General features: G+C 57.8%; 40 protein-coding genes and 1 pseudogene. 26 read left to right on the top strand and 15 right to left on the bottom strand.

What is annotated here, in order from left to right:
- Position 1: 1 nt before the first annotated feature.
- From NLU14_RS08855 to NLU14_RS08785, 15 genes are all read right to left on the bottom strand, one after another.
- On the bottom strand, positions 2 to 433 hold the full coding sequence (locus NLU14_RS08855; RefSeq protein ID WP_275705869.1) for a hypothetical protein: 432 nt from the start codon (positions 431 to 433) through the stop codon (positions 2 to 4).
- On the bottom strand, positions 430 to 1122 hold the full coding sequence (locus tag NLU14_RS08850) for an ASCH domain-containing protein (protein ID WP_275705868.1): 693 nt from the start codon (positions 1120 to 1122) through the stop codon (positions 430 to 432). The genes NLU14_RS08855 and NLU14_RS08850 overlap by 4 nt, the downstream gene beginning before the upstream one ends.
- Positions 1119 to 1466, bottom strand: a complete 348-nt coding sequence (locus NLU14_RS08845; RefSeq protein WP_275705867.1) for a hypothetical protein — start codon at positions 1464 to 1466, stop codon at positions 1119 to 1121. The genes NLU14_RS08850 and NLU14_RS08845 overlap by 4 nt, the downstream gene beginning before the upstream one ends.
- Entirely contained in the window at positions 1463 to 2506 is a 1044-nt protein-coding gene (locus NLU14_RS08840) for a DUF1351 domain-containing protein (RefSeq protein ID WP_275705866.1), read from the bottom strand. The genes NLU14_RS08845 and NLU14_RS08840 overlap by 4 nt, the downstream gene beginning before the upstream one ends.
- Positions 2506 to 3408: a recombination protein RecT gene (gene recT / locus NLU14_RS08835; protein WP_275705865.1), complete on the bottom strand. Its 903-nt coding sequence runs from the start codon at positions 3406 to 3408 to the stop codon at positions 2506 to 2508. Before recT ends, NLU14_RS08840 begins: the two co-directional genes overlap by 1 nt.
- 9 nt (positions 3409 to 3417) lie before the next feature.
- Entirely contained in the window at positions 3418 to 4269 is an 852-nt protein-coding gene (locus NLU14_RS08830; protein ID WP_275705864.1) for a PD-(D/E)XK nuclease-like domain-containing protein, read from the bottom strand.
- Positions 4269 to 4763, bottom strand: a complete 495-nt coding sequence (locus NLU14_RS08825; RefSeq protein WP_275705863.1) for a hypothetical protein — start codon at positions 4761 to 4763, stop codon at positions 4269 to 4271. The genes NLU14_RS08830 and NLU14_RS08825 overlap by 1 nt, the downstream gene beginning before the upstream one ends.
- Complete coding sequence (locus NLU14_RS08820; RefSeq protein WP_275705862.1) at positions 4760 to 5383, bottom strand: zinc finger domain-containing protein; 624 nt, start codon at positions 5381 to 5383, stop codon at positions 4760 to 4762. Before NLU14_RS08820 ends, NLU14_RS08825 begins: the two co-directional genes overlap by 4 nt.
- Positions 5380 to 5652: a hypothetical protein gene (locus NLU14_RS08815; protein WP_275705861.1), complete on the bottom strand. Its 273-nt coding sequence runs from the start codon at positions 5650 to 5652 to the stop codon at positions 5380 to 5382. Before NLU14_RS08815 ends, NLU14_RS08820 begins: the two co-directional genes overlap by 4 nt.
- Complete coding sequence (locus tag NLU14_RS08810) at positions 5649 to 5912, bottom strand: hypothetical protein (protein ID WP_275705860.1); 264 nt, start codon at positions 5910 to 5912, stop codon at positions 5649 to 5651. The genes NLU14_RS08815 and NLU14_RS08810 overlap by 4 nt, the downstream gene beginning before the upstream one ends.
- Complete coding sequence (locus NLU14_RS08805; protein WP_275705859.1) at positions 5909 to 6082, bottom strand: hypothetical protein; 174 nt, start codon at positions 6080 to 6082, stop codon at positions 5909 to 5911. The genes NLU14_RS08810 and NLU14_RS08805 overlap by 4 nt, the downstream gene beginning before the upstream one ends.
- Before the next feature lie 295 nt (positions 6083 to 6377).
- Positions 6378 to 6635, bottom strand: a complete 258-nt coding sequence (locus tag NLU14_RS08800) for a hypothetical protein (RefSeq protein ID WP_275705858.1) — start codon at positions 6633 to 6635, stop codon at positions 6378 to 6380.
- Positions 6632 to 6925, bottom strand: a complete 294-nt coding sequence (locus NLU14_RS08795; RefSeq protein WP_275705857.1) for a hypothetical protein — start codon at positions 6923 to 6925, stop codon at positions 6632 to 6634. The genes NLU14_RS08800 and NLU14_RS08795 overlap by 4 nt, the downstream gene beginning before the upstream one ends.
- Positions 6922 to 7320, bottom strand: coding sequence for a LuxR C-terminal-related transcriptional regulator (locus tag NLU14_RS08790; RefSeq protein ID WP_275705856.1), 399 nt, complete (start codon positions 7318 to 7320; stop codon positions 6922 to 6924). The genes NLU14_RS08795 and NLU14_RS08790 overlap by 4 nt, the downstream gene beginning before the upstream one ends.
- A 432-nt stretch (positions 7321 to 7752) precedes the next feature.
- Positions 7753 to 8421 carry a helix-turn-helix domain-containing protein gene (locus tag NLU14_RS08785; protein ID WP_275705855.1) on the bottom strand — a complete coding sequence of 223 codons (669 nt, stop codon included), beginning with the start codon at positions 8419 to 8421 and terminating at the stop codon, positions 7753 to 7755.
- Between the two features lie 146 nt (positions 8422 to 8567).
- Between NLU14_RS08785 and NLU14_RS08780 the strand changes: the two genes are divergently transcribed.
- From NLU14_RS08780 to NLU14_RS08660, 26 genes and pseudogenes are all read left to right on the top strand, one after another.
- On the top strand, positions 8568 to 8777 hold the full coding sequence (locus NLU14_RS08780; RefSeq protein WP_275705854.1) for a helix-turn-helix domain-containing protein: 210 nt from the start codon (positions 8568 to 8570) through the stop codon (positions 8775 to 8777).
- 483 nt (positions 8778 to 9260) lie between these two features.
- Positions 9261 to 9590, top strand: coding sequence for a hypothetical protein (locus NLU14_RS08775; RefSeq protein WP_275705853.1), 330 nt, complete (start codon positions 9261 to 9263; stop codon positions 9588 to 9590).
- Between the two features lie 87 nt (positions 9591 to 9677).
- Entirely contained in the window at positions 9678 to 9983 is a 306-nt protein-coding gene (locus NLU14_RS08770) for a Gp49 family protein (protein WP_275705852.1), read from the top strand.
- A gap of 17 nt (positions 9984 to 10000) precedes the next feature.
- A pseudogene (rdgC, locus tag NLU14_RS08765) lies at positions 10001 to 10921 on the top strand (recombination-associated protein RdgC); the annotation flags it as partial.
- Positions 10922 to 10948: 27 nt separating this feature from the next.
- On the top strand, positions 10949 to 11230 hold the full coding sequence (locus tag NLU14_RS23050) for a DNA translocase FtsK (protein ID WP_338040787.1): 282 nt from the start codon (positions 10949 to 10951) through the stop codon (positions 11228 to 11230).
- Between the two features lie 68 nt (positions 11231 to 11298).
- Positions 11299 to 11496, top strand: coding sequence for a hypothetical protein (locus NLU14_RS08760; protein WP_275705850.1), 198 nt, complete (start codon positions 11299 to 11301; stop codon positions 11494 to 11496).
- Entirely contained in the window at positions 11496 to 11729 is a 234-nt protein-coding gene (locus NLU14_RS08755; protein WP_275705849.1) for a hypothetical protein, read from the top strand. Before NLU14_RS08760 ends, NLU14_RS08755 begins: the two co-directional genes overlap by 1 nt.
- A complete protein-coding gene (locus NLU14_RS08750; RefSeq protein WP_275705848.1) occupies positions 11729 to 12658 on the top strand; it encodes a hypothetical protein in 930 nt (309 codons plus the stop codon). The genes NLU14_RS08755 and NLU14_RS08750 overlap by 1 nt, the downstream gene beginning before the upstream one ends.
- Positions 12655 to 13950 (top strand): replicative DNA helicase, encoded by a 1296-nt coding sequence (locus NLU14_RS08745; protein WP_275705847.1) that lies wholly within the window; start codon positions 12655 to 12657, stop codon positions 13948 to 13950. The genes NLU14_RS08750 and NLU14_RS08745 overlap by 4 nt, the downstream gene beginning before the upstream one ends.
- Positions 13947 to 14171 (top strand): hypothetical protein, encoded by a 225-nt coding sequence (locus NLU14_RS08740; RefSeq protein ID WP_275705846.1) that lies wholly within the window; start codon positions 13947 to 13949, stop codon positions 14169 to 14171. The genes NLU14_RS08745 and NLU14_RS08740 overlap by 4 nt, the downstream gene beginning before the upstream one ends.
- Positions 14168 to 15031, top strand: a complete 864-nt coding sequence (locus tag NLU14_RS08735; protein ID WP_275705845.1) for a hypothetical protein — start codon at positions 14168 to 14170, stop codon at positions 15029 to 15031. The genes NLU14_RS08740 and NLU14_RS08735 overlap by 4 nt, the downstream gene beginning before the upstream one ends.
- A 47-nt stretch (positions 15032 to 15078) precedes the next feature.
- Entirely contained in the window at positions 15079 to 16026 is a 948-nt protein-coding gene (locus NLU14_RS08730; protein WP_420845050.1) for a DNA-methyltransferase, read from the top strand.
- On the top strand, positions 16023 to 16220 hold the full coding sequence (locus NLU14_RS08725; protein WP_275705844.1) for a hypothetical protein: 198 nt from the start codon (positions 16023 to 16025) through the stop codon (positions 16218 to 16220). Before NLU14_RS08730 ends, NLU14_RS08725 begins: the two co-directional genes overlap by 4 nt.
- Positions 16213 to 16707 (top strand): hypothetical protein, encoded by a 495-nt coding sequence (locus NLU14_RS08720; RefSeq protein ID WP_275705843.1) that lies wholly within the window; start codon positions 16213 to 16215, stop codon positions 16705 to 16707. Before NLU14_RS08725 ends, NLU14_RS08720 begins: the two co-directional genes overlap by 8 nt.
- The gene (locus NLU14_RS08715; protein WP_275705842.1) at positions 16700 to 16918 is read left to right on the top strand and encodes a hypothetical protein; all 219 of its coding nucleotides are present in this window, start codon (positions 16700 to 16702) and stop codon (positions 16916 to 16918) included. Before NLU14_RS08720 ends, NLU14_RS08715 begins: the two co-directional genes overlap by 8 nt.
- On the top strand, positions 16915 to 17487 hold the full coding sequence (locus NLU14_RS08710) for a hypothetical protein (protein ID WP_275705841.1): 573 nt from the start codon (positions 16915 to 16917) through the stop codon (positions 17485 to 17487). The genes NLU14_RS08715 and NLU14_RS08710 overlap by 4 nt, the downstream gene beginning before the upstream one ends.
- A 104-nt stretch (positions 17488 to 17591) precedes the next feature.
- Positions 17592 to 18260, top strand: coding sequence for a hypothetical protein (locus NLU14_RS08705; RefSeq protein ID WP_275705840.1), 669 nt, complete (start codon positions 17592 to 17594; stop codon positions 18258 to 18260).
- 181 nt (positions 18261 to 18441) lie between these two features.
- Positions 18442 to 18864 (top strand): hypothetical protein, encoded by a 423-nt coding sequence (locus NLU14_RS08700; protein WP_275705839.1) that lies wholly within the window; start codon positions 18442 to 18444, stop codon positions 18862 to 18864.
- On the top strand, positions 18861 to 18992 hold the full coding sequence (locus tag NLU14_RS08695) for a hypothetical protein (RefSeq protein WP_275705838.1): 132 nt from the start codon (positions 18861 to 18863) through the stop codon (positions 18990 to 18992). The genes NLU14_RS08700 and NLU14_RS08695 overlap by 4 nt, the downstream gene beginning before the upstream one ends.
- Complete coding sequence (locus tag NLU14_RS08690) at positions 18989 to 19249, top strand: hypothetical protein (RefSeq protein WP_275705837.1); 261 nt, start codon at positions 18989 to 18991, stop codon at positions 19247 to 19249. The genes NLU14_RS08695 and NLU14_RS08690 overlap by 4 nt, the downstream gene beginning before the upstream one ends.
- Positions 19230 to 19598, top strand: a complete 369-nt coding sequence (locus NLU14_RS08685) for a nuclease domain-containing protein (RefSeq protein WP_275705836.1) — start codon at positions 19230 to 19232, stop codon at positions 19596 to 19598. The genes NLU14_RS08690 and NLU14_RS08685 overlap by 20 nt, the downstream gene beginning before the upstream one ends.
- Positions 19595 to 19960, top strand: a complete 366-nt coding sequence (locus tag NLU14_RS08680) for a RusA family crossover junction endodeoxyribonuclease (protein ID WP_275705835.1) — start codon at positions 19595 to 19597, stop codon at positions 19958 to 19960. Before NLU14_RS08685 ends, NLU14_RS08680 begins: the two co-directional genes overlap by 4 nt.
- A gap of 187 nt (positions 19961 to 20147) precedes the next feature.
- Positions 20148 to 20327, top strand: a complete 180-nt coding sequence (locus tag NLU14_RS08675; RefSeq protein WP_275705834.1) for a hypothetical protein — start codon at positions 20148 to 20150, stop codon at positions 20325 to 20327.
- Entirely contained in the window at positions 20324 to 20779 is a 456-nt protein-coding gene (locus NLU14_RS08670; RefSeq protein WP_275705833.1) for a hypothetical protein, read from the top strand. Before NLU14_RS08675 ends, NLU14_RS08670 begins: the two co-directional genes overlap by 4 nt.
- Complete coding sequence (locus NLU14_RS08665; RefSeq protein ID WP_275705832.1) at positions 20770 to 20964, top strand: hypothetical protein; 195 nt, start codon at positions 20770 to 20772, stop codon at positions 20962 to 20964. The genes NLU14_RS08670 and NLU14_RS08665 overlap by 10 nt, the downstream gene beginning before the upstream one ends.
- Position 20965: 1 nt before the next feature.
- Positions 20966 to 21451, top strand: coding sequence for a hypothetical protein (locus tag NLU14_RS08660; protein WP_275705831.1), 486 nt, complete (start codon positions 20966 to 20968; stop codon positions 21449 to 21451).
- The last annotated feature ends 74 nt before the right edge of the window (positions 21452 to 21525 follow it).

Raw genomic sequence — 21525 nt, 5'->3', positions numbered from 1 at the left:
GTTAGCGCCCCTGGTGGTTCATGATGGCCTGCACGATCATGTCCACGTTGTTGTACATGTGGGCGCTCATCTGGCTGGCGATCATGGCCGATGCGGTCAGCGTCAGGTTCTGATCGCTGATGTACTGCTTGATCGCCGCCTCGATGTCGGCCTTGCTTGTCTCGATAAACTGCTCGATGTGCGACCGGATAATGGGCTCTGCGATCTTCGCCACTTCCTCCACGAACCAAGATGGGCGCGCAACGTCCGAGCCATAACCGCGAGGGTTGGGCGCACGACGCTCCTTAAAGAACTGCTCATCCACGGCCCGCTGCGTCAGTTGTGCCAGCACGTCGTCTGGCAGCATGGAGCCAATATCGGCCTTCAGCTTGTCCTTCACCCGATCCTGAAATTCTTCCATCGGGCTCTTGTTGGTGGTGATGTCGTTGCTCATACAGATTGCTCCTGTGCTTCTACGTGGCGGAATTCGATCACCCAAACGAATGGATTGGCAGCCCATGATCCGGGGCCGTTGATGCGATTCCATAGGATGGCGAAGGTCGTTCGCTCGTCAGCCACGAAGTCGCCGGCGACACCGCGAACCTCCGGCGGTAGCTCCGGTTTAGAGCAGCCTTCTGCTCGCGCATCGTCGGCGCTGATATCCTGCAACCGCTCGACCCGGACACTGGTGATTCCCAGAGTGATCCGGCTGGCCCAGCGCGGCATGTGGATTGAGGGGCGCCACTTCGATTCACCGTCATCATCGGTGGCTCGATAAAGAACGGTGCCTGTGCTCAGGCATCCGCAAGGGGCTTCGCTGCATCCGCACTCGTCTGTTGCGCTGAACTGACGCCAAGCCTCCCTCACCCACAACCGATCCCCGGGTCCGCCATGCCTGCAAGCCACAATGTCGTGCTGAAACTTCCCGCTACCTGGGTGAATTTCCTTCCGGATGAATGCGCCAAAACGGTCGCGCTTGGGGTGCGGGCTGGTGATCTTTCCAAGAACGCACGGCTCACCATGCGCAGACTCAAGGCTCCAGCCTGCAGGAACGTCTAGCGCCCGCCGCGTCTGCGTCTTCCGCCCTTCCAGAATGGCGCGGACCATTTCGTCGTTGAACAGGATCGGTTTTTCCTTGCTCATGCCGCACCCCGCCAAACCATTGCGGCGCTGCGCACATACGGACTGTTCCAGTCGATATCCAGAGGTACACTGATATCCTCCGGCGCCAGGTTGCGGATTTCCCCGCTGGACTTCTCGTTGTGGTGGCCACCGCCGCAGTCATACGAGCGGTGCGGGAACTTACCGCGCAACCACTCGACCATATCCTGACGCTTGGCAGCCGCTTTCACGGTCTGCGGATCCACGCACAACTCCAGCGCCGTAGCACTCAGGGATTTGCCCTGAGCGGCGCAGGCATTGATGTGGCTGATGCGCGATTCAGTCAGCTCGAAGCGGTTGTGTGAGATTCGGCTGTTGACTCTCATGCGGCCTCCCGTTGACGAATCACTTCGACGGTATCCAGCGTCTTGATGCCGGCCTTTTCCAGTACTCGGCGCAACTCCGCCTCAATCGCCTCGTCGGTAGTGGAGGCGGTCACGTTCACATTGAAGGTGCATTGCACGGTGACCGGCACGCGGCCAGGCTGGGCAGGCTCGTGCTCTGGCTGCGGCTTGCTGGCTTCAGGTGCAGCCCGCTCCGGTGCCGCTTCCTGCTCCGGCTGGTCCGGCACAGTGCGCTGGGCCTCGGCCTGTGCCGCCGCTGCCCGTTCCTCGCGCCCATGCCGCCGCTGCTCGGCCTGCGCTTTCTCCTGCTGCTCCCGCTCCATTTTCGCACGCATGGCGTTCTGTGCGACTTCCTCCCGGCCAAGCTCGGACTTCATGAGCGCGTCCAGTTTCTGCTGATAGGTGTCATCCTCATCGAACAGGAAGTGCTCGACGTGGCTGCGGGTTAGCGGGGCGGACAGTCCGGCCTTGTAGCTCTGGTTTTCCAGCTTCAGCAGGCGCATTTCGGTCTGATCCTGCAGGGCCTTGTCGGCATTCACTCGGGACTCAAGCTTTGTGCGTGCGCCGGCAGCCAGATTGCCCTTGGCAGTCACAGCGGACAGGTTCGCCAGGTCGTCAAACTGGGCGCTCTGGAATTCCTCGGTGACACCGAACGACTCCCACATTTCGGACCGCTTCTCTCGCAGCAGATCCGCCGCAAGTTGGCGCGTCTCGTCCTCGAACTTCTGCACTTGCTCGAGAAGCCCCTTGCGGCCAACGTCAATCATCGCTTCCAGTTCTTTCATGCCGTCCTTGAACTGGTTGGCGCCCGCCGTAGCCCGGTCGTATTCTTCCTTTTTGCGCTTGGCGATCTCGCCTTTGGTTTTATTCAGTTCCGTGGCCAGGGCCTTGGCATCCTTCACCGTGTCCTGGGTAACCACCACGTTGTATTTCTCAAGCTCCGTGGCCAGGTGCTTTTTCAGTTCCTCGAAGTTGACTTCAACGAGGGCCGGGGTGTTGTTGATAGTGATGAGTTCCTGCATTACTGTGCTCCCTCAAACATGCCGGGCTGTTCTTCGCCCTGGGCCTCTGGTTGGTTTGCTGACTCGGCTTTCTTGGCGTCGGATTGCTGCTCGTACTCGCCATCGAATACGTCGCCGGTGGCCTCGCCATAGAATCCGCGATTGTCCTGGGCGCCTGACTCGGCGTTCTCGTCCAGCATCGTGGCCCGCTGAATTTCCACCGATACCGGGAGGTACTTGAACAGGCGGCGGATAACGGTCTTCTTCGCCATTTCTTCGAAGTGCGTCTTCCATGGGCCGTTGTTGCCGGCCTTGGATTGCTTCTGAATCTGCTCCACGTCAGAGCGCCACATCACTTCGATCTGGTGACCGCCTCCGACCAACTTGGCAACTGCGTATACGGCGATCAGGCCGCCGCGTTTTTCAATGTCGCTGGTGGGGATATGGGAAAGCCGCTCATCCAGGCCGTACGCGAAATCGAAGTGGTCGCCCTCGTAGACGGCGTGAGCTTGCAGGCTCATGATCTGGCCAGAGCGCCGGGCAAGGTCGATCATGCCCCGGTAGCCGATAATCAGCTGCGCATCGGTGCCCACGGTCTGCCACTTGCCGTTCACGTTCTCGCGGCGATCAAAGGGCAGGATGTAGGCGTGGCCGAGAGAGTTGCCCGGCTCCAGGCCTAGCTGCGCACATTGGATGACGGCGCCCAAGAAGCTCTTTGGCTCACACTGCGCCAACTTCGGGGTCTTCCGGAACTCGGTCAGGGCGATTCGGGCCAGCCTGTCCGGGGTCATATGTTTCGGCAGCGCCAGGCTCAACTCCGCATGAATGCGCGGGTCTTTGAGCATGCCCTGAATGTCCTTCGGGACCGGCTTCTTCTCGTTGCTCCGCTGGGTCAGCGGGTTAATCGATGCTGTATTGCTCATGGTCATTCCTTATCGCGCCCTTGTGGGCATTGAGAGTGTTTCGATTCCCGGCCATTCGCCGGTTCGCTGGCACTCGGCCACTACAGCCATATCGTTGCGCATGGCCTGATAGCCTTCCTGCTTGCTGTCCGGGGTCAGCTCGAACAACCGCACCGGGTAACACCCGCACTCAATGGACGTGCTCACCACCAAGAACAGGAAGCCTTGCGGGCGCTCACCGAAGTGCTGGGTGTAGCCTTCGGAATAGAAGGCGTCCTGCACGTCATACCGGTAGTCGCGAACGGACCATTTGAACTTGCTCATATCCGCAGTGGTTTTGACGTCCAAAATCCAGCCGTAATCGGTCAGCAACTTGTCCAGGCGGCACCGGCACAGCAGGCCGGTTTCTGGATCCGTCCAGTAAATGCTGGCCTCCGGGTCGCCCTTGGCCTCGATCAACCACCGGGCATGCGGGTGAGCCATGACGCTGCCGTAGATCAGTTCAATCTTTCGGCCTTCTTCTGCGGTCAGCACAACCTGGCCGTCCAGTTTCGACTCGAACTCTGCCCACTTCTCTTTGCCGGCATTGGTATTGCGTGGGGCGTCCTTTGGGCCGATGGCAAACTCATCACGGAACCGGTCGGGCTCCAGCAGCAGGGCGTGCACTGCGTCACCCACATTCAGGGCCGACTTATTCTCGTCGTCCTCTGGCGCATTCTTCGACCACTGGAGCAAGGCGGGTGATCTGTTCACCAGGTCCAGTTGGCTTTTGCTGATGCCCGGGCCGGAGTGGTAGGCCTCGTTGCTCAAACCCAGGTAGTAGCCCGGCCGATCCGGCGCATCGATTACGGGCGCCTGCGGAGCTTCCTCGAAAATACCCATTACGCCGCGCCCCTCTGTTCTGCCCGGCCCTCAATGTCCAGGTCCTCTTTGTAAAGCTCGACCAACTCCATGGCCGCCGATCTCATGGCTTGCTTTAGATCTTCAGCAGCTGCCGCGCACTGATTGGTTTCCGCATACCGGTACGCTGACCATATCCGCTCTTTGTTCTCTAGAGCCTTGTCCAGCACGTCCTGGTGCGTGAGGATAATGTTGCCGTTGATCGCCCTGACTGGGTCGCGGCCTCGGAGCAGTTGGCCGACCAAGGTGTAGAAATGATCGGTCCACCCGGTGGATAGCCCATTGCCGAGATACCCCTTTTCGCGGCCAACGGCGTCCAGGAACGCCTTCTCTTCACGAAAGGCCGCAGGATCGTCAATGTGGTGACAGACGTTCACTCGCTCGCGCCACTCGTCCAGGGTCATGGCGTTGCGGTTGAGGGCGGTGTTTGCCTCGGTTGGCCGCTGTTTCTGGTGCTGGGCTGTTGTTGTGTTCATGGCTTATCCCTCATGCCCATGATGATTCCGATGCCGTCAGCGCACTTGAACGCTATGCATCTCGAAATCTCGCTACTTTCGAGTGGCGCGATCTGCATGCCCGGCACATCAGCGATTCGGAGCATCAACGCGGGATTCATATCGAAGGGGATGCCCTCGACTTTCATCCTGTCGTTGTCCGTCCAGCGTTTGCCTTTGCCGTTGCAGTGCTGGCAATCGCCTTCCGGCTCGTCAGAATCAACTTGCCCGTCGCCGTCGCACATCCGGCACTGCACCTCATATTCGTGGTAAGCGGTTTCGGCCATCGCCTCGCCCTCGCCGTCGCACTCCGGGCAGTCTTTCTTGGAATGCTTGCCGGCTCCCTTGCAGTCGGCGCAGTCCGGCATTTCCGGAAAAGTCAGCTCCGGCATCGGGGAAAAGTTGGCGGCCGCTGCCAGGTCGAGAAATTGCTCTATCTTTTCAAGTGAAGCGGTTTCCGGACTGGGCAGGTCAGAACTTTCGTTCGACGAAAACACTGTCCGCCCATCAGTAGCTGCCAACTTGCCAGCAACCTGGATGGGCTCACGCATCCAGACACGGGGATCGCTCTTGCCGATGAAGTCGTTGATGTTGATTTTCACGCCACCACCTTCTTGGCCTGGCCTTCTGCCAGAATCCGCATCAGGTCAATGTTGATCTTCCGCAATCTGGCAAGCATTGAGTTGCCGTCATGCGCCTCCCACTTACGACCAAGGGCGAGCACTTCACCTGGCTTTGTGCCTAGCCATTCTTCAACCACCACATCGACTCCGTATCCAGAAACCCGAAAATCGAAAGAGCCTATGTCGCGCTTGTTGATCTCCCGGACAGTCGCCAGGATTCGGTGGATTGTTTTGTCGATATCGTTCATGCCACTTTCTCCATCAAAATCGGCAACTCACACTCATCAACCATTTGCTCCAGCTCGTGCCGAATAAGCCGCGCCTTCGCCTCAATCGCATCGCTGTCAATTTCCAGCGTGGCCGCGTAGTGGGTTTTGCCGCCTTCGTCTACGGTGATAACAGCGGTTCTGTGCTCCCAATCAATGACCGCATCGGCCTGTGCTGCGTAGTGGTCAGTGATGTGGGCGATCAGGCTGAACAGCTTTTCGAGTTCGGTGATGTGTCTCATTTCAAGTTCTCCATCTGCTTCAACGCCACAATCAACCGCTTCCGGTGCCGAATCACAGCACCCTGGTAGCAGGCCACCAAGTGACGCATGGCCATCATGCTGGCGAAGCACTGCTGTTCGTGTCCTGCGACGTAGTGCTTGCGGTAGGTTTGACTCGATTGGGTGTGCATTAGGCGGCCTCCCACATGGCGTCACGCGGAAACTCACTGTCTTTAACTGACCAGCCTTTGCGCTTCAGTGCCTCAAGCCCCCAGTGGCGCATAACCTCACGAACCGGCATTCCGCTCTGTCTTGAATGAGCGTTGTCGGCATGATCGATGTGGCAAGCCTTGGTCCTGCGGCCAGAGACAAAGCACATCAAGACGCGCTCGCCCGGCCGGATAATCCTCTGGCAGCAAAAGCATCGGTGGTTGTGTTTTCTGCGGTCAGACTTGTAATCAGTCTCCCAAACTGGCTCTGGCCTTTTCATGCCGCCTCTCCCTGAACAAACGCCCGAACCCGATCCGCGTACTGCGCCACCCGGCAGCGGTTATCGAAGTCGTGCTGGTGAATCCTCTTGCGGATATAGGCCGGCACTTCATAGAAGGCCGCGTCTCCCGTTGCTGGCTGGTAAAAAGCGGGACGTACTTGGTGACCGCCCCGAAAGCGCGTCGTCAACGCCAGCAGGGGATTGCTCTTGAGTTCCGCCTGGGCACGGTGGAATTGGTAGTCGAGGGGGCTCATGATTCGTCTCCATCTTTCTGATACTTCCGGCCACAGAAGGCGCAGTAATTGGCCATGATGCTGACCGTGTCCCGCGTCATTCCCTTGGCGAACCCGCCGCCTTTCTTTGGCTTGCGGTATTCAACCTCTACCTTCGGATTAACAGGCGAATAGTCTTTGCCGGAGATGAGGAAGACTCTGTTCTGCCAGGTGAAGTGAACCTCGTCAGAGCCTTCTGGAATCTGAGGGATTACCTGCTCTTTCACCTTTTCTAGGTATTCGCTGAAACAGTTGCACTTTTGCTCACTCATGCCGTCAGCACTCCCAAGTTGATTGGTTGGTATCTGGCGCTGGTCACACGAACTGGCCGAGGGCCACGACGCAGCGCATTGCGGTCATCAATCTGCGGAAGGCTGCCCATCCCGAGCGCCAGGCCCAGACCGAGAGCGAGCACCGCATTGATAGAGGGGCGGAGTACGCCGTGGCAGAAAGCCTGACCGACGATGCCGGCGCGGCTGTCTGCACCGAAGATGATGCGCAGTGTGTCGATATGAGACTTTACGGTTTCTGGCGACCGACCCATGGCTGCACCGATCATTTTGTTGCTCAAACCGAAAGCCAGGAAAAGAACGACGGCCTTCTGGGGACCTGTCAGTTTGTCGGCTTCCTGGCCCAACCGAATTTCACAATGTTTGAATCTATGCATGGCGGTTTCCTCATGTTGTGAAACCAAAATATACCAATAGTATAAACCTTGCAATAGAATAAATTAAGAAAACGTACCTTTGGTACTATCTTGCAGGTGAAAATGATTGCAATTCAGTTAATTATGAAGCCTTTGATTTTTTCAGATCGTCGGTCAGGCAGTGACAGAGCGTATCCATCACCAGGTGGGGGAGGTGGTTTGATATTCGGGGGGCGGATACCGCTTCGCTGTACGAAACCGCCAAGGCTTTACCGTTGTCCAGAAGGAATACGAGGCGAGAGGAAGGATCTAGGGACACAAACTGAACAGACATCGAAACCCCGTCTTTTTATGCTGTATAACTGTACAGTATAGACGGATTTAAAAATTCGCAACCACCCATTCAGGGGTATTTGTTTTGGGTCGATGTTGCGGTTTGTAACTGAGGTTTGATCAGGTGTCGCGCTGGGAGAAGGCGACGATGACACCAACTACCTTATGGTTATCAGAGAGTTGGACCGGGCGGTACTCTCTGTTGCGGGGCTCGATCATTGGATTGCCGTGCCATATGTAGGTGCCAGCCAGGAAGGTGTTGTTGTCCAGCACCACAACCGGCTTTTTGGATAAGCCCGGTGTCTTTGCTTCCCAGTTCAAGGGGTCCACAACCGCAATCATGCCGCTTAATGCCTCGGGCACCAGGGCGTTATCGCGCAGCTGGTACGCGAAAGTTTGTGACGAAAAGTTACCCATCGCCAGGCAGTAACTTGATACCGATGGGCCATCATTTTGCAATGTTTCATATTCGCTCGGCTCAATAATGGGTACCCGGTGGATCTGAACGTTCAGTGCCTCGCCGCTCGGAGACTCCGCTTCCACCTCCCGCATGGGACCCCGATTGGATAGCAGCCACTCGGGCCGCACCTTCAGGTATTCCGCGATCTCGTTGATGCGACTGGTGGGTACCGTTTCCCCCAGAAACCAGCGCTTTACGGCGTGGGGCGTTACATTGAAGGCCCTGCCGAGTTCCGAGTATTTCCCATAGTCCGCACCGCCTGTCAGCGCATAAGCGCGCTTCAAGCGTTCAGAGAAAGCCTGCCGATCTTCGTCTCTGGATCTTTTCATGTCGCCAAAATTACAGGCTTGCCGGTCCAAAAGCAGTCTCCCTCTGGTACAAATTCCGTATTGCCAAGATCATACTATTGATATAATCTCGTTCCATGAACTCACTAAATCGAGCATACGAAGTACTTGGGCACGGCGCAAAGAGCTTGATCGCACGCAAATGCGGCGTCACGCCCGGAGCCGTTCGGCATTGGTTTGCCGTCGGCGTGCTGCCGTCTACTGAAATCACCGAAATCAGGGGTCAGCGGCAGACGGCCTATGGCGAAGTCATCGAATCCCTGACGAACGGAGCAGTTACAGATGCCGAGCTTCGGGAGGAAATTTACGCTGCCCGCGCCAGCCGATCTGCCGCTTGACCTGATTACAGATTAGTCGGCGTTGCAAGAAAAGTAATCCCCCGAATGGGTCGGGGTTTGAATTGCCCTGGATGCAGGACGCATCTGTATCAGCTTTGGGAGACGCGCACCCCTCAGTGCGCTCGGTGAAGGCCGGTACCAGAGCTGATTCAGATGCGGTGAGTGCAGCGTCCGTTAAAAGCGGGACCACTGCAGCGCTGCACTTCAAATGCAAGGCACGCCAATGTCTTGCAGCCGCATCACAGCAACGATGGTTGCGAACTTGTAGCCCTGGGCCATGGCAGAAAACTGGCCCAAGAACACCGTCAGAGCGAGACCTGGGGCATGTCGTAAAACTGCCCCTTCGGCAGTGACGGCGGAAGCCGATTTGTTCATGAGACTGACCAAACCGAAAAGGGGGCAGCCATGTAACCGTCACACGGACACCAGTAAGGCGACTCCGGGCCCGCCTTAAAGCCCGGCAACTGAACGCGAGGAACGCACATGATGGGACTGAGCCTTAGAAATTTCTGGGCAATCGTCTTTGTGGCAGTCGCGCTGTTCTTGCTGGCCGGTGTGCCAGCTGCTGAAGGCTCTGAAGTACCAGCCTTCACCGTTGTGGATGATTCCACCGAACTGATTGCGGATACCGCAACCGATACCAGCGCCATCCAGTCCGACGCCAGGGCGCTCCAGCGATTGCCAGAGTCACCCGGCGGGGTGATCGCGAAGGTAACCAGTGAAACAAAGGTCACCGACAACGCAAAAGAAACACCGCTCGGGGGTGCGGTCGGATCAGCCAGCACCGGTATACGCGGACCCACACCCGCCTAAACAGATCGCTCGCAAGAGCTTGAAGCCGGAAGGGGCTTCGCATTGAGGCCCCTTTCTCGGGTTCAACAACCCACAACGGAGAGTTGCATGGCACAGGATCACACAGAAGTCGAAAAGATGATGAAGGACCAGGGCTGCACTGGGGATCGAATTACCAGTGACCTGATCAAGTCCCGCATTGCCGACGTGGAGTACCAGACCATCGTCGTCTGCGGCCAGAAGCTCATGTACTGCGGCATCAAGATGGACAACGGATTCGTGGTGGTGGGCAATCCGGCAACCTGCATTGATCCAGCCAATTGGCGCGACGAGATCGGCCAGAAGATCAGTTATGACAATGCGTTTTCCGAGATCTGGCGCCTTGAGGCGTACCGGAAGTTGTCGGGAGCCTAAACCTCAAGGAGGTAATCATGTTTTTCCGAAACGCCCGAATATTCAGGTTCACGCGCCCGGTTCAGATGCATGCCGGGCAACTGGAAGAAAAGTTGGAGGCTGACGCCTTCAAGCCATGCGGCCCGCAAGAGCTATCCCGGCAAGGATGGGTTGCACCTCTCGGCAAACACGGCGAAACCCTGGTTCACGCGGCTGGTGGCTACATGCTCATCTGTCTGCAGAAGCAGGAGAAGATTCTACCAGGCCCGGTGGTGAAAGAGTTTGTTGAGGAACGCTGCGAAGCCATCGAAGCCGAGCAGTCGCGCAAGGTCCGCCGCAAAGAGCGCGACGAGATTAAGGAGCAGGTGATTCTCGACATGCTCCCTCAGGCTTTCCCTCGCAATAAACGGATCTACGGTTACCTGGCCCTGAACGATGGCCTGCTGGTCGTCGATGCGAGCAGCGCAAAGATCGCTGAAGACTTCGCCAGTGCGCTGCGCAAATCCCTTGGTTCGTTGCCTGTGCGTCCGCCCGCTGTCGAGCAGGCGCCGGCTTTCACGTTCACCGGCTGGCTTCAGGAAACCATCGAACTTCCTGAACAAGTCACCATCGGCAACGATTGCTGGCTGGAAGACCTTTCACAAGACGGCGGCAAGGTCACAGCCCGCGGCATGGACCTGGAGAGTGACGAGGTTCGCGGCGTTCTGGAATCCGGCATGCAGGTTACCCGCCTGACCATGACATGGGACGACAACGTGTCGTTCTGCCTGGATGAAGATCTCGGCATTACCCGCCTGCGGTTTGGTGACGCCCTTCAGGAAAAACTCGACGACATTGATGCAGACGACGCACTGGCTCATTTCGATGCGGCCTTCAGCCTGATGACCCTGGAGTTGTCGCGGATGATTCCGGCGCTTCTGGAAGTGCTGGGCGGAGAAGATCGGACGGCGATTGTGGAAGGTGGCCCGGTTTTCCTGGGCGTCGATATGGGCGAGCAGGCCGGTGACCGGACAGCAACAGCCATTGTTCACGATGGTGCGTTCGTGTGTGACGGCAGCAAAGTAGACGCCCTTTACCCGGCAGTTGCTGAGTTCGTAGTGAAGAACGGCAAGGTATCGGTGAGCTCCATCCAGCGACGATTCAAGATCGGCTACACCAGGGCAGAAAGCCTTGTTGAGGCCATGGAGGAAACCGGGGTGGTTAGCAAGGCTGCCAACAACGGGGCAAGAGAAGTGCTGATCAACTACGAAGGCGAAGCACTCGCCTAAAAAAGAAAACCCCGGTTAAGGCCGCCACAGCCCCGGGGTTTATCGATAACGATGTGAGGACTTTAGCAATGAATGAACTGCGCCGCAAGGCCCACATACTCCGCCTCAAACTCATCGTCTGGCTCCGCTGGGCCGCTGTAGAGCTTGAGCCAGCCGGCAGTGCCGACTTCAAGGCGATAGCCCACAAGTACGCGGTCGCGAAGGGAGAGCTTGACAGGGAGCTCCTGAAAGAGCGTGAGCGCCGGATGAATAGGAGGGCGCTCTGATGTACTCACCTGCTTGCACCACTTCGGGCGCGCAAAACTTGAATCGTCAGGTAAAAATCAACCTTCTCCAGTGGCGGATCGATTGTGTCAGGGATCGACTAGGCAGAGTGTGCGCCGGCACGCCAGAAAGCCAAGAAATTATGCGCAAACTGATCACTCTTATTAATCGGCGCAACGAACTAAAAACCCCGCAGGAAGTGGCCGCTATTGAGCGGGCGAGGGGGTTGCTGTAATGGCCAGGGCAAGAAACATTAAACCCGGATTTTTCACCAACGACGAACTGGGCGATCTTTCGCCGCTGGCTCGCTTGGCGTTCATAGGTCTATGGAGCCAGGCAGACTTCAACGGCAACATGAAGTGCAAACCAAAGCGCCTGAAGGTTGAGATCCTGCCATACGACGACGTGAACTTCGGCGGGCTCATAGATGAACTTGAGATGGCTGGGTTTGTCTGCCGGTACCAAGTTGACGGCGAGAATTATCTGCATGTCGTTAACTTCCAAAAGCACCAAAGGCCCCACAAAAACGAGGTGTTGCGAGGCACGGACGTACCTCAACCCGGAACAGAACAACCACCAACAGGAACTGACCCGGAACAGAAAAGTACCGTAACGGAACCGGAACGTGATGAGAACCGTTCTAATCCGCCGGATACCGGATACCGGATACCGGATACCGGATACCCTCAAGCGGATACCGATAAAAACAATGGCTCGGCTGACGCCGATCCTGCGCGGACCCCCGTCCCTTCCAAGAAATTCACTGACGAGGACTTCGAGAAATTCTGGACGTTCTGCCGGGAACACTGGTTTGGCAAAGTAGGGCACAAGGCTGAAGCCCGCAAAGAATTCGACAAGCTCCGTCCTGAGAAAGATGACCTTCGCGAAATCCTCAAGCTTACTCGCCAAGAATGTGAATACCGCCGTCGCGTAGAGGCCGCCGAAGGGTTCCACGAAAACATGAAACACGTTTGCCGGTGGATCAAGGTTCGCGGTTGGGAGGATGTTCGGGAGCGTATCGAGTCCGGCCCAAGCCTATCGGTAGTTCAGTGCGGCGGGCGGAATAAGGTTCGCCGCCAGAAAATCTTCCCAGGCAGCAATCCTCAGTTGCTCGAAGGCGAGTGGATCGAAGACGGTTACATCTGCAGGGAGATCGCATCATGAGCCTGCAAGCCGAGCAAGAAGTCATCGCCGCCATGGTTGCGCACCCGCACCTGGCCAAGGAATGCGACCTAACGCCGGACGAGTTCCAGCACGACGCGTACCAGGAGGTGCACAAGGCTATCCAGCACATGGTTGCCAGCGGCCAGGATTTCGACGCACTCACGCTGTGCAGCGAACTGGACCGGGGCAAGCCCAGCGAACCGTACCGGAAGATCCTGCATGACCTGCTGCAGCACTCCGTGGGCAGCAAGCCAATGTTCCGGGAATACTGCACGATCATCCGCAAGGACTTCCGGCTGAAGCAGGCTGCCGAGATTGCGCAGAACCTGCTGTATTCCATCCAGGAAGACCGCGACATATCGGCAACCGACGCTGCGATCAGCCAGCTGATGCAGATGGGCACCGTGGGTAGGAAGTACGAGTGGACCATGCGGGAGTCGTTGCACAACGCTGTGAAGCTAGTGGAAACCGCCTTTGAGGCAGAGGGCTTGGTAGGTGTCGATACCGGCCTGGGCCCGCTCAACGACACCACGGGCGGGTGGCACGACACGGACCTGAACATCATCGGGGCGCGGCCATCAATGGGCAAAACGGCCCTTATGCTGAACTTTGCGCACGCTGCAGATTGTCCAGCCGGGGTGATTTCGTCAGAGCAGGGCAACGAACAGATCGGGCTCCGCATGCTGTCGATTCAAGGAACTATTGATGCGCAGAAGTTGCGGACAGCCAAGCTGGAAGACGGTGAGTGGGCAAAGCTGTCAGCAGCCCATCACGCCTTGATGGATCGGGAGATCTTCATCAACGACGAGCCCAGCATCAACATCGTTGGGCTGTCTCGGCAGGCGCGTGAGTGGAAGTACCGTCACGACATCGGCGTGCTGTTCGTCGATTACGTCCAGCGGATCAAGGGCAGCACGAAGGGCCAGAATAAACTGGAGCAGGTAACCGAGGTGGTCACCGCGCTCAAGAGCCTTGCAAAAGAATTGAAAATTCCCGTTGTGGCGCTGGCGCAGGTTGGGCGCGGCGTCGATTCCCGTCCCGATAAACGCCCGAACATGGGTGACCTGTCCGACGCCTCCGAGATCGAGAAGGAAGCCGACAGCATCATCATGCTGTACCGCGACCAGGTCTACAACGAAGACACGCACGACAAGGGCATTGCCGAACTGAACTTCGAGAAGAACCGGCACGGACCTACCGGCACCGTCCGCTGTGCATTCCTCGGGCAGTTCATGCAGTTCAAGGAACTGGCCCCGCAGTCCTATCAGGAACGTTTTGGAGGTGCAGCGTGATTGCGCGATTCAGGCACACCCAACTGGACCCAGCCCACGAAGTGGTCACCACCCACTGCACCATCGACAGCGGAGAAGGCACCTTCCAGACGGCTGTCACCTTCCGCTGCGGACCGAAATCAGCGGACGTGTTGACCGTGACCCGTCCCGATCCGCAATCAACCGTTGCCAAGAATGACCGGTCGAGCGTTTCGATTCTTTTCAGGGAGGGCTCCGCATGAAACACGACGAACTGATGATTCGGCTGGCCGATTACCTGGGCAGCATATCTGGCCGCATGATGTGGACCGACATGCAACTGGGTCCGTCAGGCAGTCCACGCCCTGACGTGTACGCCATGGATAAGAGCTTTGCTCATCCCAAGCCGGTGGCTTACGAGGTGAAGGTATCGCTGTCCGACTTCCGGAGCGATGTCACTAAGGGCAAGTGGCAATCCTATCTGGAGTTCGCGGGTGCCGTGATCTTTGTGGTGCCGCGCGGCCTGATCACGAAAAACGACGTGCCGAACGGTTGCGGGTTGATGACCTACAACGCGGACACCGACACGTTTGCGTCTGTGAAAAAGCCAACGCTGCACCCGGTCAAGTTGCCAGAGCGGGTCATGCTGAAGTTGCTGATCGATGGCGTAGACCGGGTTCACGAAGTAAACCGCCGCCGGATGCTCGACGAGTACCGTATCGAGAAGCGGGTACGGAAGGCTCTCGGTGACGAGGTTGCGGGTGCGGTATTCGATATTCGGGCAGCAGAACAGCGTCGGGATAACGAACTCTGGCGCATCCAGCAAGATATCGACGCCGCCAAGCGACGGGCCGAACACCTCCAGCAGGACGTTCAGCGCGAACGCGAACGCGTCGATGATTTTGCCGCGAAGGCGTATGCCGACCTATACGAGATCCTTGGCCTTGATCCGTCGCAAAAAATGGGCGCCTACCAATTCCAGCAGCGCATCAGGGAGTTGAAAGAGGCGCTGTGCCGAGATACCGCGATTGTGAATCTTGAAAACCAGATAGACCAGATTCGCCGCGCAGTAGAGCGGTCCACCCCGATGGAGAAGTTGCGCCAGGCAGGGGGTGGATCGTGAGCAATTACAGGGTCCTCATTGGAGACTGCAGGGATACGCTCAAGACGTTGCCCGATCAGTCCGTCAATACATGCGTGACCAGCCCGCCATACTTCGGGCTGCGCGATTACGGCCAGGAAAACCAGATAGGCCTGGAAGAAACGCCGGATGAGTATGTAGCAGCTCTGGTTGCGGTATTCCGAGAGGTTCGCCGGGTGCTGCGTGATGACGGCACCGTGTGGGTGAACCTCGGGGATAGCTACGCTGGCAGTTGGGGAGCGCAGGGAAAGAGGGAAACCCCTGGAGAAATAAGCCGCAACAGCATACGAAATCACCCGAAGCGTGCCAGGAACACCGGGAGCATTAGGCAAGCGGGCTTGAAGCCGAAGGATCTGATCGGCATTCCCTGGATGGTGGCTTTCGCGCTCCAGGCAGATGGATGGTATTTGCGTCAGGACATAATCTGGCACAAACCAAACCCCATGCCGGAATCGGTGCAAGATCGCTGCACAAAAAGCCATGAGTACATTTTCCTGCTGAGCAAGTCGGCCAGGTACTACTACGACAGCGAGGCGATCAAAGAACCATCTGTTGAACCGAGAGGACCAGGCAATGTTAAGCCGGTTCGTGAACTACCATGTGAGCGGCCGGGAGATAACGCAAACATCCGTGGAAGCCTTCATAACATTGGCGCGAGAGAGACGCGCAACAAACGGAGTGTGTGGACGGTGCCAACCAGGCCATACGCCGGCGCCCACTTCGCCACATTTCCGCCCGAACTGATTAAGCCCTGCATCCTGGCCGGCTGTCCAGAGGGCGGCACCGTGCTGGATATCTTCGGAGGATCCGGCACTACGGCCGGCGTTTCCGTTGGCAACGGCAGGGACGCGGTTATCTGTGAATTGAACCCAGATTACGCCGAGCTTATCCCCGGACGAGTGAAAGAGGTCAGCGCGCCGTATCTCGAGCGTAGAGCTGCTGAAAAGCAAATCGACTGGCTGGAGGTGATTGCATGAACAGACAAACAACCAGATTGTCCGACAATCCCGTAGCAGATCGTAAGCAGCGGGCTTTCTACGTCGAGTCCGGCGACTTCTTCCACGTCCGCGAGCTACGAACAGCGGACAGCGAGAACGAGATACGCCGCGACATTGAATCATTCGAACCCTGGCGGTTGCCGGTGACGATAGTGGAGGTGGCTTGTGAGTAAGCGATTCGGAAGAAGCCAGAAGCGCCGGATGCGACAAGAAATTGAGCGGCTTCAGTTCGAGCGCGACATGCAGCGAGCTTTGGGCGAAAGAAACCGCCAGATCGTTGAGGAAACTGCACAGGTTCTTGGCAGACACTTCCTCACCCTGGACCCGAACACAGTGGAGCTTCAGGACCTCAATCAAAGGGTTTATGGCTGGCGCATGATCGCCGACTCGGGCGCGCTGTCATGCGCAGATTTCGGCAGCAAGCTCCCGACGTTCGAGACGTTCACTGAAATTGTCCTGCCAATCCTCTACGGCTCTGTCATTGCTGGCGACCTCCACCAGCATGTTCACATCCGTTTCACTCACGCAGGACGCGATGTGGGCTATGGCATTACGAAAGCCGCCCTAAAAATGCTGCCGTCGAAGGTTGCGATACAGAGAATAGCTCAGGCAATGGCGCAACACCTGCAAAACGATATGGAGGGACTGGCTCATGACTGACCCCAACGTGAAAGCAAAGATCATTACGACCCTTGAGGATCGCGGGCCACTGGTTGTCGGCAGCATCGCCTGGGCAATCAAACAGACGTCGCATGTGACGGAGGGGGCCATTGCTGAACTGGTCGATGAGGGCTTCGTGGAGCGGCACGAGGACGGGCATCGGTACAAATTGGCCGATGGATACACGCCGCCAAACGGAGATGCAGCATGAGCAGCTCAAAAATCAATATCCTGCAGTCCATCAAGGACAACCCGAAATCCACCAAGGCGTTGCACGATCAGTTCCATGCCGAGTTCATGGACCGCGCAGAGCTCTCGGCATTCCTTGGCAACCTGTACCGGTCTGGCTACATCAAAAAGCGCACGAACGGCTATTGGGCAATGCTGGCGCGGGGTGAGGTGCTGTTGCAGGAAATGCTTGGCGGCGCACCTGATCCAGAGCAAGAGGAAAGCGAGGATCCCGACATTGAGCCGGAATCCAAGCCGGAGCCCACACCAGCCAAGGTGATCGCGCCCGCAATGCGCCCGGCGGCCGTCCGTGGCACCAGTGACCGGCCCGCGCCTGCACCACCAGGGCGGGCAGCGCAGCAAACCAACGAGGCCAAGATGTGGGCCGCCATTCAAGCTGTTCAGGCCGCGATGGACGAGGGGCAGAAGCTGATCATCGAGGACAGCAAAACCTACTTCGTGTTCGCGGCCCGTCGCTTTGCCATCGAGAGCGAAGAGGACCTGGCGGCGGCGATCCGGGTGGCGGGGATGTATGCGGGAGTGGCTGCGTGATGTTCATCTGCGGAATTCATCACCGGTCTGGATCAGCGCCCGCCTGCCCGGCATGCCAGCGCGAGGCGAACCTTTTAATGAGCCGAATGGTGGAGAGAGTGGCCATGAAAGCACCAACACAAGAGCAACTGAATGATCCGGAGTGGTGGGATGAGAATGCGCCAATAAGCGACGCGCAAACCATTTACCTGATATGGAATGACGCAGAAAGGACGACCCTGTCCAGAATTACCTGGGCAAGGAGAGGTGAGGGCATCATTACGGGGCAGGATCAGCATCTGGATTACTACCTGCGCCCCACCAAAGCACTCGCCTGCCGAACCTGCGGCGAGTCGCCATGTGGTCATTACAACGAGTGCCCGCCCGGCAAATCGAAGGCCGAGCGCCTGGCTCAGCATATTGCGGAGCGCGATGCGTTTCTGGCTGAGGATGAGGTCACGGAATGGGCGGATGGGTTGCCGCCGGTTGGCACGGAGTGTGAGGCATACGTTCGCCTTACTGGACACTCTGAGGGCTGGTGCGAGGTTGAGGTACTAAAGGTTTGCGAGGAAAAGAAAAGCGCAGCCGTAATGCTTCCGATGATGTCCTTGCAGTGGGCGACCGAGTTCCGCCCAATCCGCACCAAGGAGCAGCGGGAGCGGGAGAAAGTGGTTGCCAAGGCCATGGAAATGACCTGCGGCAAAGACGACGGGCGCAACACCCTCCAGCGTTCAGTCATCCGCCAGTGCATGGAAGAACTCTACGACGCCGGCCTGCTGCGTAAGGGGGAGTGATGGGTGTCTGCTGCTACGAATGCGCCAAAGACAAGACTTGCGAGCGTACCGGCCTACCGCTTGGTCTGGTTACCTTCATCGTCTGCTCATGGTGCGGCAACAAGCGCTGTCCGCACGCGACAGATCACCGCAATGAATGCACCGGCAGCAATGAGCCGGGCCAGAAGGGGAGTCGGTACGAATGACAGACACCATAACCATCAACTCCGAAATCGCCCTGGCCAAAGCCCAGAAGCAGCTGGCTGACCTGTGGCGCGAGAACAAGTACATCGAGGTGGATATCCGGCGCAAAGCGAAACAGCGGACGCTCACCCAGAACCGAGCGCTGCACCTGTTTTGCGAGTGGCTGGCCGACACCCTCAACGATGCCGGGTACGACATGCGCCGAACGCTGAGGGCGGACGTTGACCTGCCATGGACTCAGGCCGCCGTCAAGGAACACCTGTGGCGCCCCATCCAGAAGGCCATGACCGAGAAGCACAGCACCACGGAGATCACGACGGTTGAGCCAACAGCCATTCATGAGGTGCTTTCGCGGCACCTTGGTCAGAAGCTCGGCGTGACATGTCCGCCATGGCCCAAGCGCGATCAGGAGGCAGCATGAACCCACACATGATTGAAGCGAGACGGCGCGTCGGCATCTGGCTATCCGACAACTGCGGCAAGCCAGCCAACACACTGAACGGCGTCAGCTTTGCGGAGATGATGCGGCAACTGCGGGGTGAATTGTGAGCAGCATGACCCGGGAAGAGGTAAAGCGCCTGGTCAAGGCCAACACCTATGGCCCAATGAACGGAGCCGGGCGCTCACGCGCAGCGGACAAGCGGGCTCAGAGTGCAGAGATTGAACTGCTCACCCGGGACTTTCTGGCCAACGGTGGTGAGATCCAGCGGGAGGAAGTTCGGGAAGGCAAACAGGTTGACCTGACCTGGCGCAATTATGCGGGCACGGCGATGGAGGGCGCGGAGCATGAAGCGGACACCGATTAAGCGGAAGACGCCGCTGAAGGCCAAGGCGCCCATGAAGAAATCGAGCCGGCCAAAGATGACGCCGATTCGGAGGAGTGCGCGGGGCCAGGAGTGCCAGGTTCGCATCCCTGGCTTCTGCAATGGCGATTCATCCACAACCGTCCTGGCTCATCTGAACGGCGGCGGCATGGGAGCGAAAGCCAGCGACCACGAGGCCGCTTATGCCTGCTCCGCATGTCACGCCTGGCTGGACGGCGGATATACCAACGATATGTATACCCGGGACGATCGGGATTTGTTTCATCTACAGGCGGTGATTCGCACTCAACGGATCCTGATCGAGCAAGGATTGATGGAGGTGGCCGCGTGAGATACCCAATCACCCCAGTCCCAAAGCCCCGCCAGACCCAGGCGGACCGCTGGAAGAAGCGCCCGCCCGTTCTGCGGTATCGAGCCTTCGCCGACGAATGCCGGGCACGAAAGGTCATGGTTCCAGAGTGCGGCGCACACATCACGTTCGTCATGCCGATGCCGGCCATCTGGAGCGGTAAGAAGCGGGACGCGATGGACGGACAGCCGCACCAGGCCAAGCCAGACAGTGACAACCTGGTGAAGGCGCTGCTCGATGCCGTGCTGCCCGAGGATTGCGCGGTCTGGGATTACCGGGTGACGAAGCTCTGGGGCGAGTCTGGGGCGATAATCATCCAGAACATGGAGGCCAAAGCCGCATGAGTAGGACGCCAAGAAGAAGCATGCTCAACCGATTCAACGAGGGCGATCCTTGCCAGAGAAAGAAGCCCTGCGACGGAACCCTGGCACTCGACCACGACCGGTCATTTTCATTCAGCCGCGTCATTTTCCAGTGCTGGAGGTGCGAGATGTGCGGCAAGAAGCATTACTCAAAAGCGAGGAAAGCCGCATGAAGATAGCCATTCCGGTCGAATGCCAGAACGGCCACAAAGCCAAGTGGATTATCTGCATAGATGGCCTGGTCGCCCGGCACGAAGGCGTCCCGACCAAAGAGAAGTGCAACTGTCCGAAGTGGCAGGAAGGGCAGGGCTACACGCCGTGCGGAAAACCAGAGGTGGCAAGCGTATGAGTTACGTATCCGAAATCTTCCAGCCGAACGCCATTGCTTACGACCTGTTCCAACTGCTCACGGATCGAGGCGAACTGCTCGGCAACGGAGTTTCCCGTCATGTGTACCCCTACGGCCTGGACAGTCGCATGGTGATCAAGTTCGAGCAGGAAGAAAACTTTCAGAATACGGCAGAGTGGAATGTGTGGAACCACGTGAAATACATGGATATAGCGAAATGGTTCGCCCCTGTCGAGTTTATTAGTCCGTGCGGACGGATCCTGATTCAGCGCAGAACGCAGCCCTTTAAGACGGATACCCAACTGCCGAAGAGCGTCCCTGCCTTCTTCACCGACACAAAAGTGGACAACTGGGGAATGCTCAAGGGTAAGGCGGTCTGCCATGACTACGGTTATCACCGATTGCTCGAAATGGGCATGACCAAGCGCATGCGGGCCCCGGCGTGGTTTTAAGCCAGGACCAGCACCGGACTGAATGCCTGCTCAGATGGCAGGCACTCGAACAGGAAGCCCGGCAAAAGTGGGCAGACTTCCGGCGCAAACGGATCACCAGGCGCGAGCTTGAAGGCTGGCTGAAGCAGTGCAGCGAGATGGACGAGAGAACCATTCGGGGTATCTACAACGGGATGCGGGGATGATATGGCGAACCAGAAGCGTGATAACCAGGCAAAGACGGCACGACAGCAGGCACAAGTAGTGGTGGATCTGTTTCTGGATGTACTGCTATCCAGGGACCGGGATGCGGGCTGGCAAGGTGACAGCCTGATCGGCAAGCTGGTGGACTTCAAGGGCGAGCTCCCGAAGTCGTCAGGCTTTAGCGGCTTCAGCAAGGTTTACGAACAGTCCAAGTGGCTCCGGGAGTGGAGCGACAGCCACAAGATGGCCTGTATCGTCATGCGCAACATCAGCGATCGGCAGTGCGAGGCATTGTGCATGGACCGGGCGTACCGTGGCCGCACCAAGGTTGCCGTGGATCCGTTCACGCCAGACGACCGGGTAGAGATATTCTGGAGCGACGAGGCGTGCGCTCAGCAACTCAGGTGCAGCGTGAAGGCCTTTCAGGATCGGGTATATACCGGGTACACCAGGCTGGAAGAGTTGCTGGCAGAAAAGATTGCAGCATGATTGTTTGACAATCTCCGATTACAGGGTACACTCTCAGCTAATACGTGAAGTTTCCCCCCAAAGAAAGCCGCCCG

The organism is Marinobacter iranensis (assembly GCF_029207565.1).
In the GTDB taxonomy this organism is placed as follows: domain Bacteria; phylum Pseudomonadota; class Gammaproteobacteria; order Pseudomonadales; family Oleiphilaceae; genus Marinobacter; species Marinobacter iranensis.
Note: the sequence above shows the minus strand (reverse complement) of the source record. Positions and strands in the feature narration are given on the sequence as shown.

Coding starts and splice junctions, on each gene's coding strand:
- NLU14_RS08670 (WP_275705833.1), top strand. CDS start 20,324: ATGAGTTACGTATCCGAAATCTTCCAGCCGAACGCCATTGCTTACGAC.
- NLU14_RS08700 (WP_275705839.1), top strand. CDS start 18,442: ATGACAGACACCATAACCATCAACTCCGAAATCGCCCTGGCCAAAGCC.
- NLU14_RS08745 (WP_275705847.1), top strand. CDS start 12,655: ATGAGCCTGCAAGCCGAGCAAGAAGTCATCGCCGCCATGGTTGCGCAC.
- NLU14_RS08715 (WP_275705842.1), top strand. CDS start 16,700: ATGACTGACCCCAACGTGAAAGCAAAGATCATTACGACCCTTGAGGAT.
- NLU14_RS08705 (WP_275705840.1), top strand. CDS start 17,592: ATGAAAGCACCAACACAAGAGCAACTGAATGATCCGGAGTGGTGGGAT.
- recT (WP_275705865.1), bottom strand. CDS start 3,408: ATGAGCAATACAGCATCGATTAACCCGCTGACCCAGCGGAGCAACGAG.
- NLU14_RS08735 (WP_275705845.1), top strand. CDS start 14,168: ATGAAACACGACGAACTGATGATTCGGCTGGCCGATTACCTGGGCAGC.
- NLU14_RS08810 (WP_275705860.1), bottom strand. CDS start 5,912: ATGAGACACATCACCGAACTCGAAAAGCTGTTCAGCCTGATCGCCCAC.
- NLU14_RS08725 (WP_275705844.1), top strand. CDS start 16,023: ATGAACAGACAAACAACCAGATTGTCCGACAATCCCGTAGCAGATCGT.
- NLU14_RS08830 (WP_275705864.1), bottom strand. CDS start 4,269: ATGGGTATTTTCGAGGAAGCTCCGCAGGCGCCCGTAATCGATGCGCCG.
- NLU14_RS08845 (WP_275705867.1), bottom strand. CDS start 1,466: ATGAGAGTCAACAGCCGAATCTCACACAACCGCTTCGAGCTGACTGAA.
- NLU14_RS08770 (WP_275705852.1), top strand. CDS start 9,678: ATGGCACAGGATCACACAGAAGTCGAAAAGATGATGAAGGACCAGGGC.
- NLU14_RS08660 (WP_275705831.1), top strand. CDS start 20,966: ATGGCGAACCAGAAGCGTGATAACCAGGCAAAGACGGCACGACAGCAG.
- NLU14_RS08805 (WP_275705859.1), bottom strand. CDS start 6,082: ATGCACACCCAATCGAGTCAAACCTACCGCAAGCACTACGTCGCAGGA.
- NLU14_RS08775 (WP_275705853.1), top strand. CDS start 9,261: ATGATGGGACTGAGCCTTAGAAATTTCTGGGCAATCGTCTTTGTGGCA.
- NLU14_RS08695 (WP_275705838.1), top strand. CDS start 18,861: ATGAACCCACACATGATTGAAGCGAGACGGCGCGTCGGCATCTGGCTA.
- NLU14_RS08800 (WP_275705858.1), bottom strand. CDS start 6,635: ATGAGCCCCCTCGACTACCAATTCCACCGTGCCCAGGCGGAACTCAAG.
- NLU14_RS08710 (WP_275705841.1), top strand. CDS start 16,915: ATGAGCAGCTCAAAAATCAATATCCTGCAGTCCATCAAGGACAACCCG.
- NLU14_RS08750 (WP_275705848.1), top strand. CDS start 11,729: ATGGCCAGGGCAAGAAACATTAAACCCGGATTTTTCACCAACGACGAA.
- NLU14_RS08755 (WP_275705849.1), top strand. CDS start 11,496: ATGTACTCACCTGCTTGCACCACTTCGGGCGCGCAAAACTTGAATCGT.
- NLU14_RS08790 (WP_275705856.1), bottom strand. CDS start 7,320: ATGCATAGATTCAAACATTGTGAAATTCGGTTGGGCCAGGAAGCCGAC.
- NLU14_RS08815 (WP_275705861.1), bottom strand. CDS start 5,652: ATGAACGATATCGACAAAACAATCCACCGAATCCTGGCGACTGTCCGG.
- NLU14_RS08795 (WP_275705857.1), bottom strand. CDS start 6,925: ATGAGTGAGCAAAAGTGCAACTGTTTCAGCGAATACCTAGAAAAGGTG.
- NLU14_RS08850 (WP_275705868.1), bottom strand. CDS start 1,122: ATGAGCAAGGAAAAACCGATCCTGTTCAACGACGAAATGGTCCGCGCC.
- NLU14_RS08675 (WP_275705834.1), top strand. CDS start 20,148: ATGAAGATAGCCATTCCGGTCGAATGCCAGAACGGCCACAAAGCCAAG.
- NLU14_RS08685 (WP_275705836.1), top strand. CDS start 19,230: ATGAAGCGGACACCGATTAAGCGGAAGACGCCGCTGAAGGCCAAGGCG.
- NLU14_RS23050 (WP_338040787.1), top strand. CDS start 10,949: ATGGGCGAGCAGGCCGGTGACCGGACAGCAACAGCCATTGTTCACGAT.
- NLU14_RS08760 (WP_275705850.1), top strand. CDS start 11,299: ATGAATGAACTGCGCCGCAAGGCCCACATACTCCGCCTCAAACTCATC.
- NLU14_RS08825 (WP_275705863.1), bottom strand. CDS start 4,763: ATGAACACAACAACAGCCCAGCACCAGAAACAGCGGCCAACCGAGGCA.
- NLU14_RS08840 (WP_275705866.1), bottom strand. CDS start 2,506: ATGCAGGAACTCATCACTATCAACAACACCCCGGCCCTCGTTGAAGTC.
- NLU14_RS08855 (WP_275705869.1), bottom strand. CDS start 433: ATGAGCAACGACATCACCACCAACAAGAGCCCGATGGAAGAATTTCAG.
- NLU14_RS08785 (WP_275705855.1), bottom strand. CDS start 8,421: ATGAAAAGATCCAGAGACGAAGATCGGCAGGCTTTCTCTGAACGCTTG.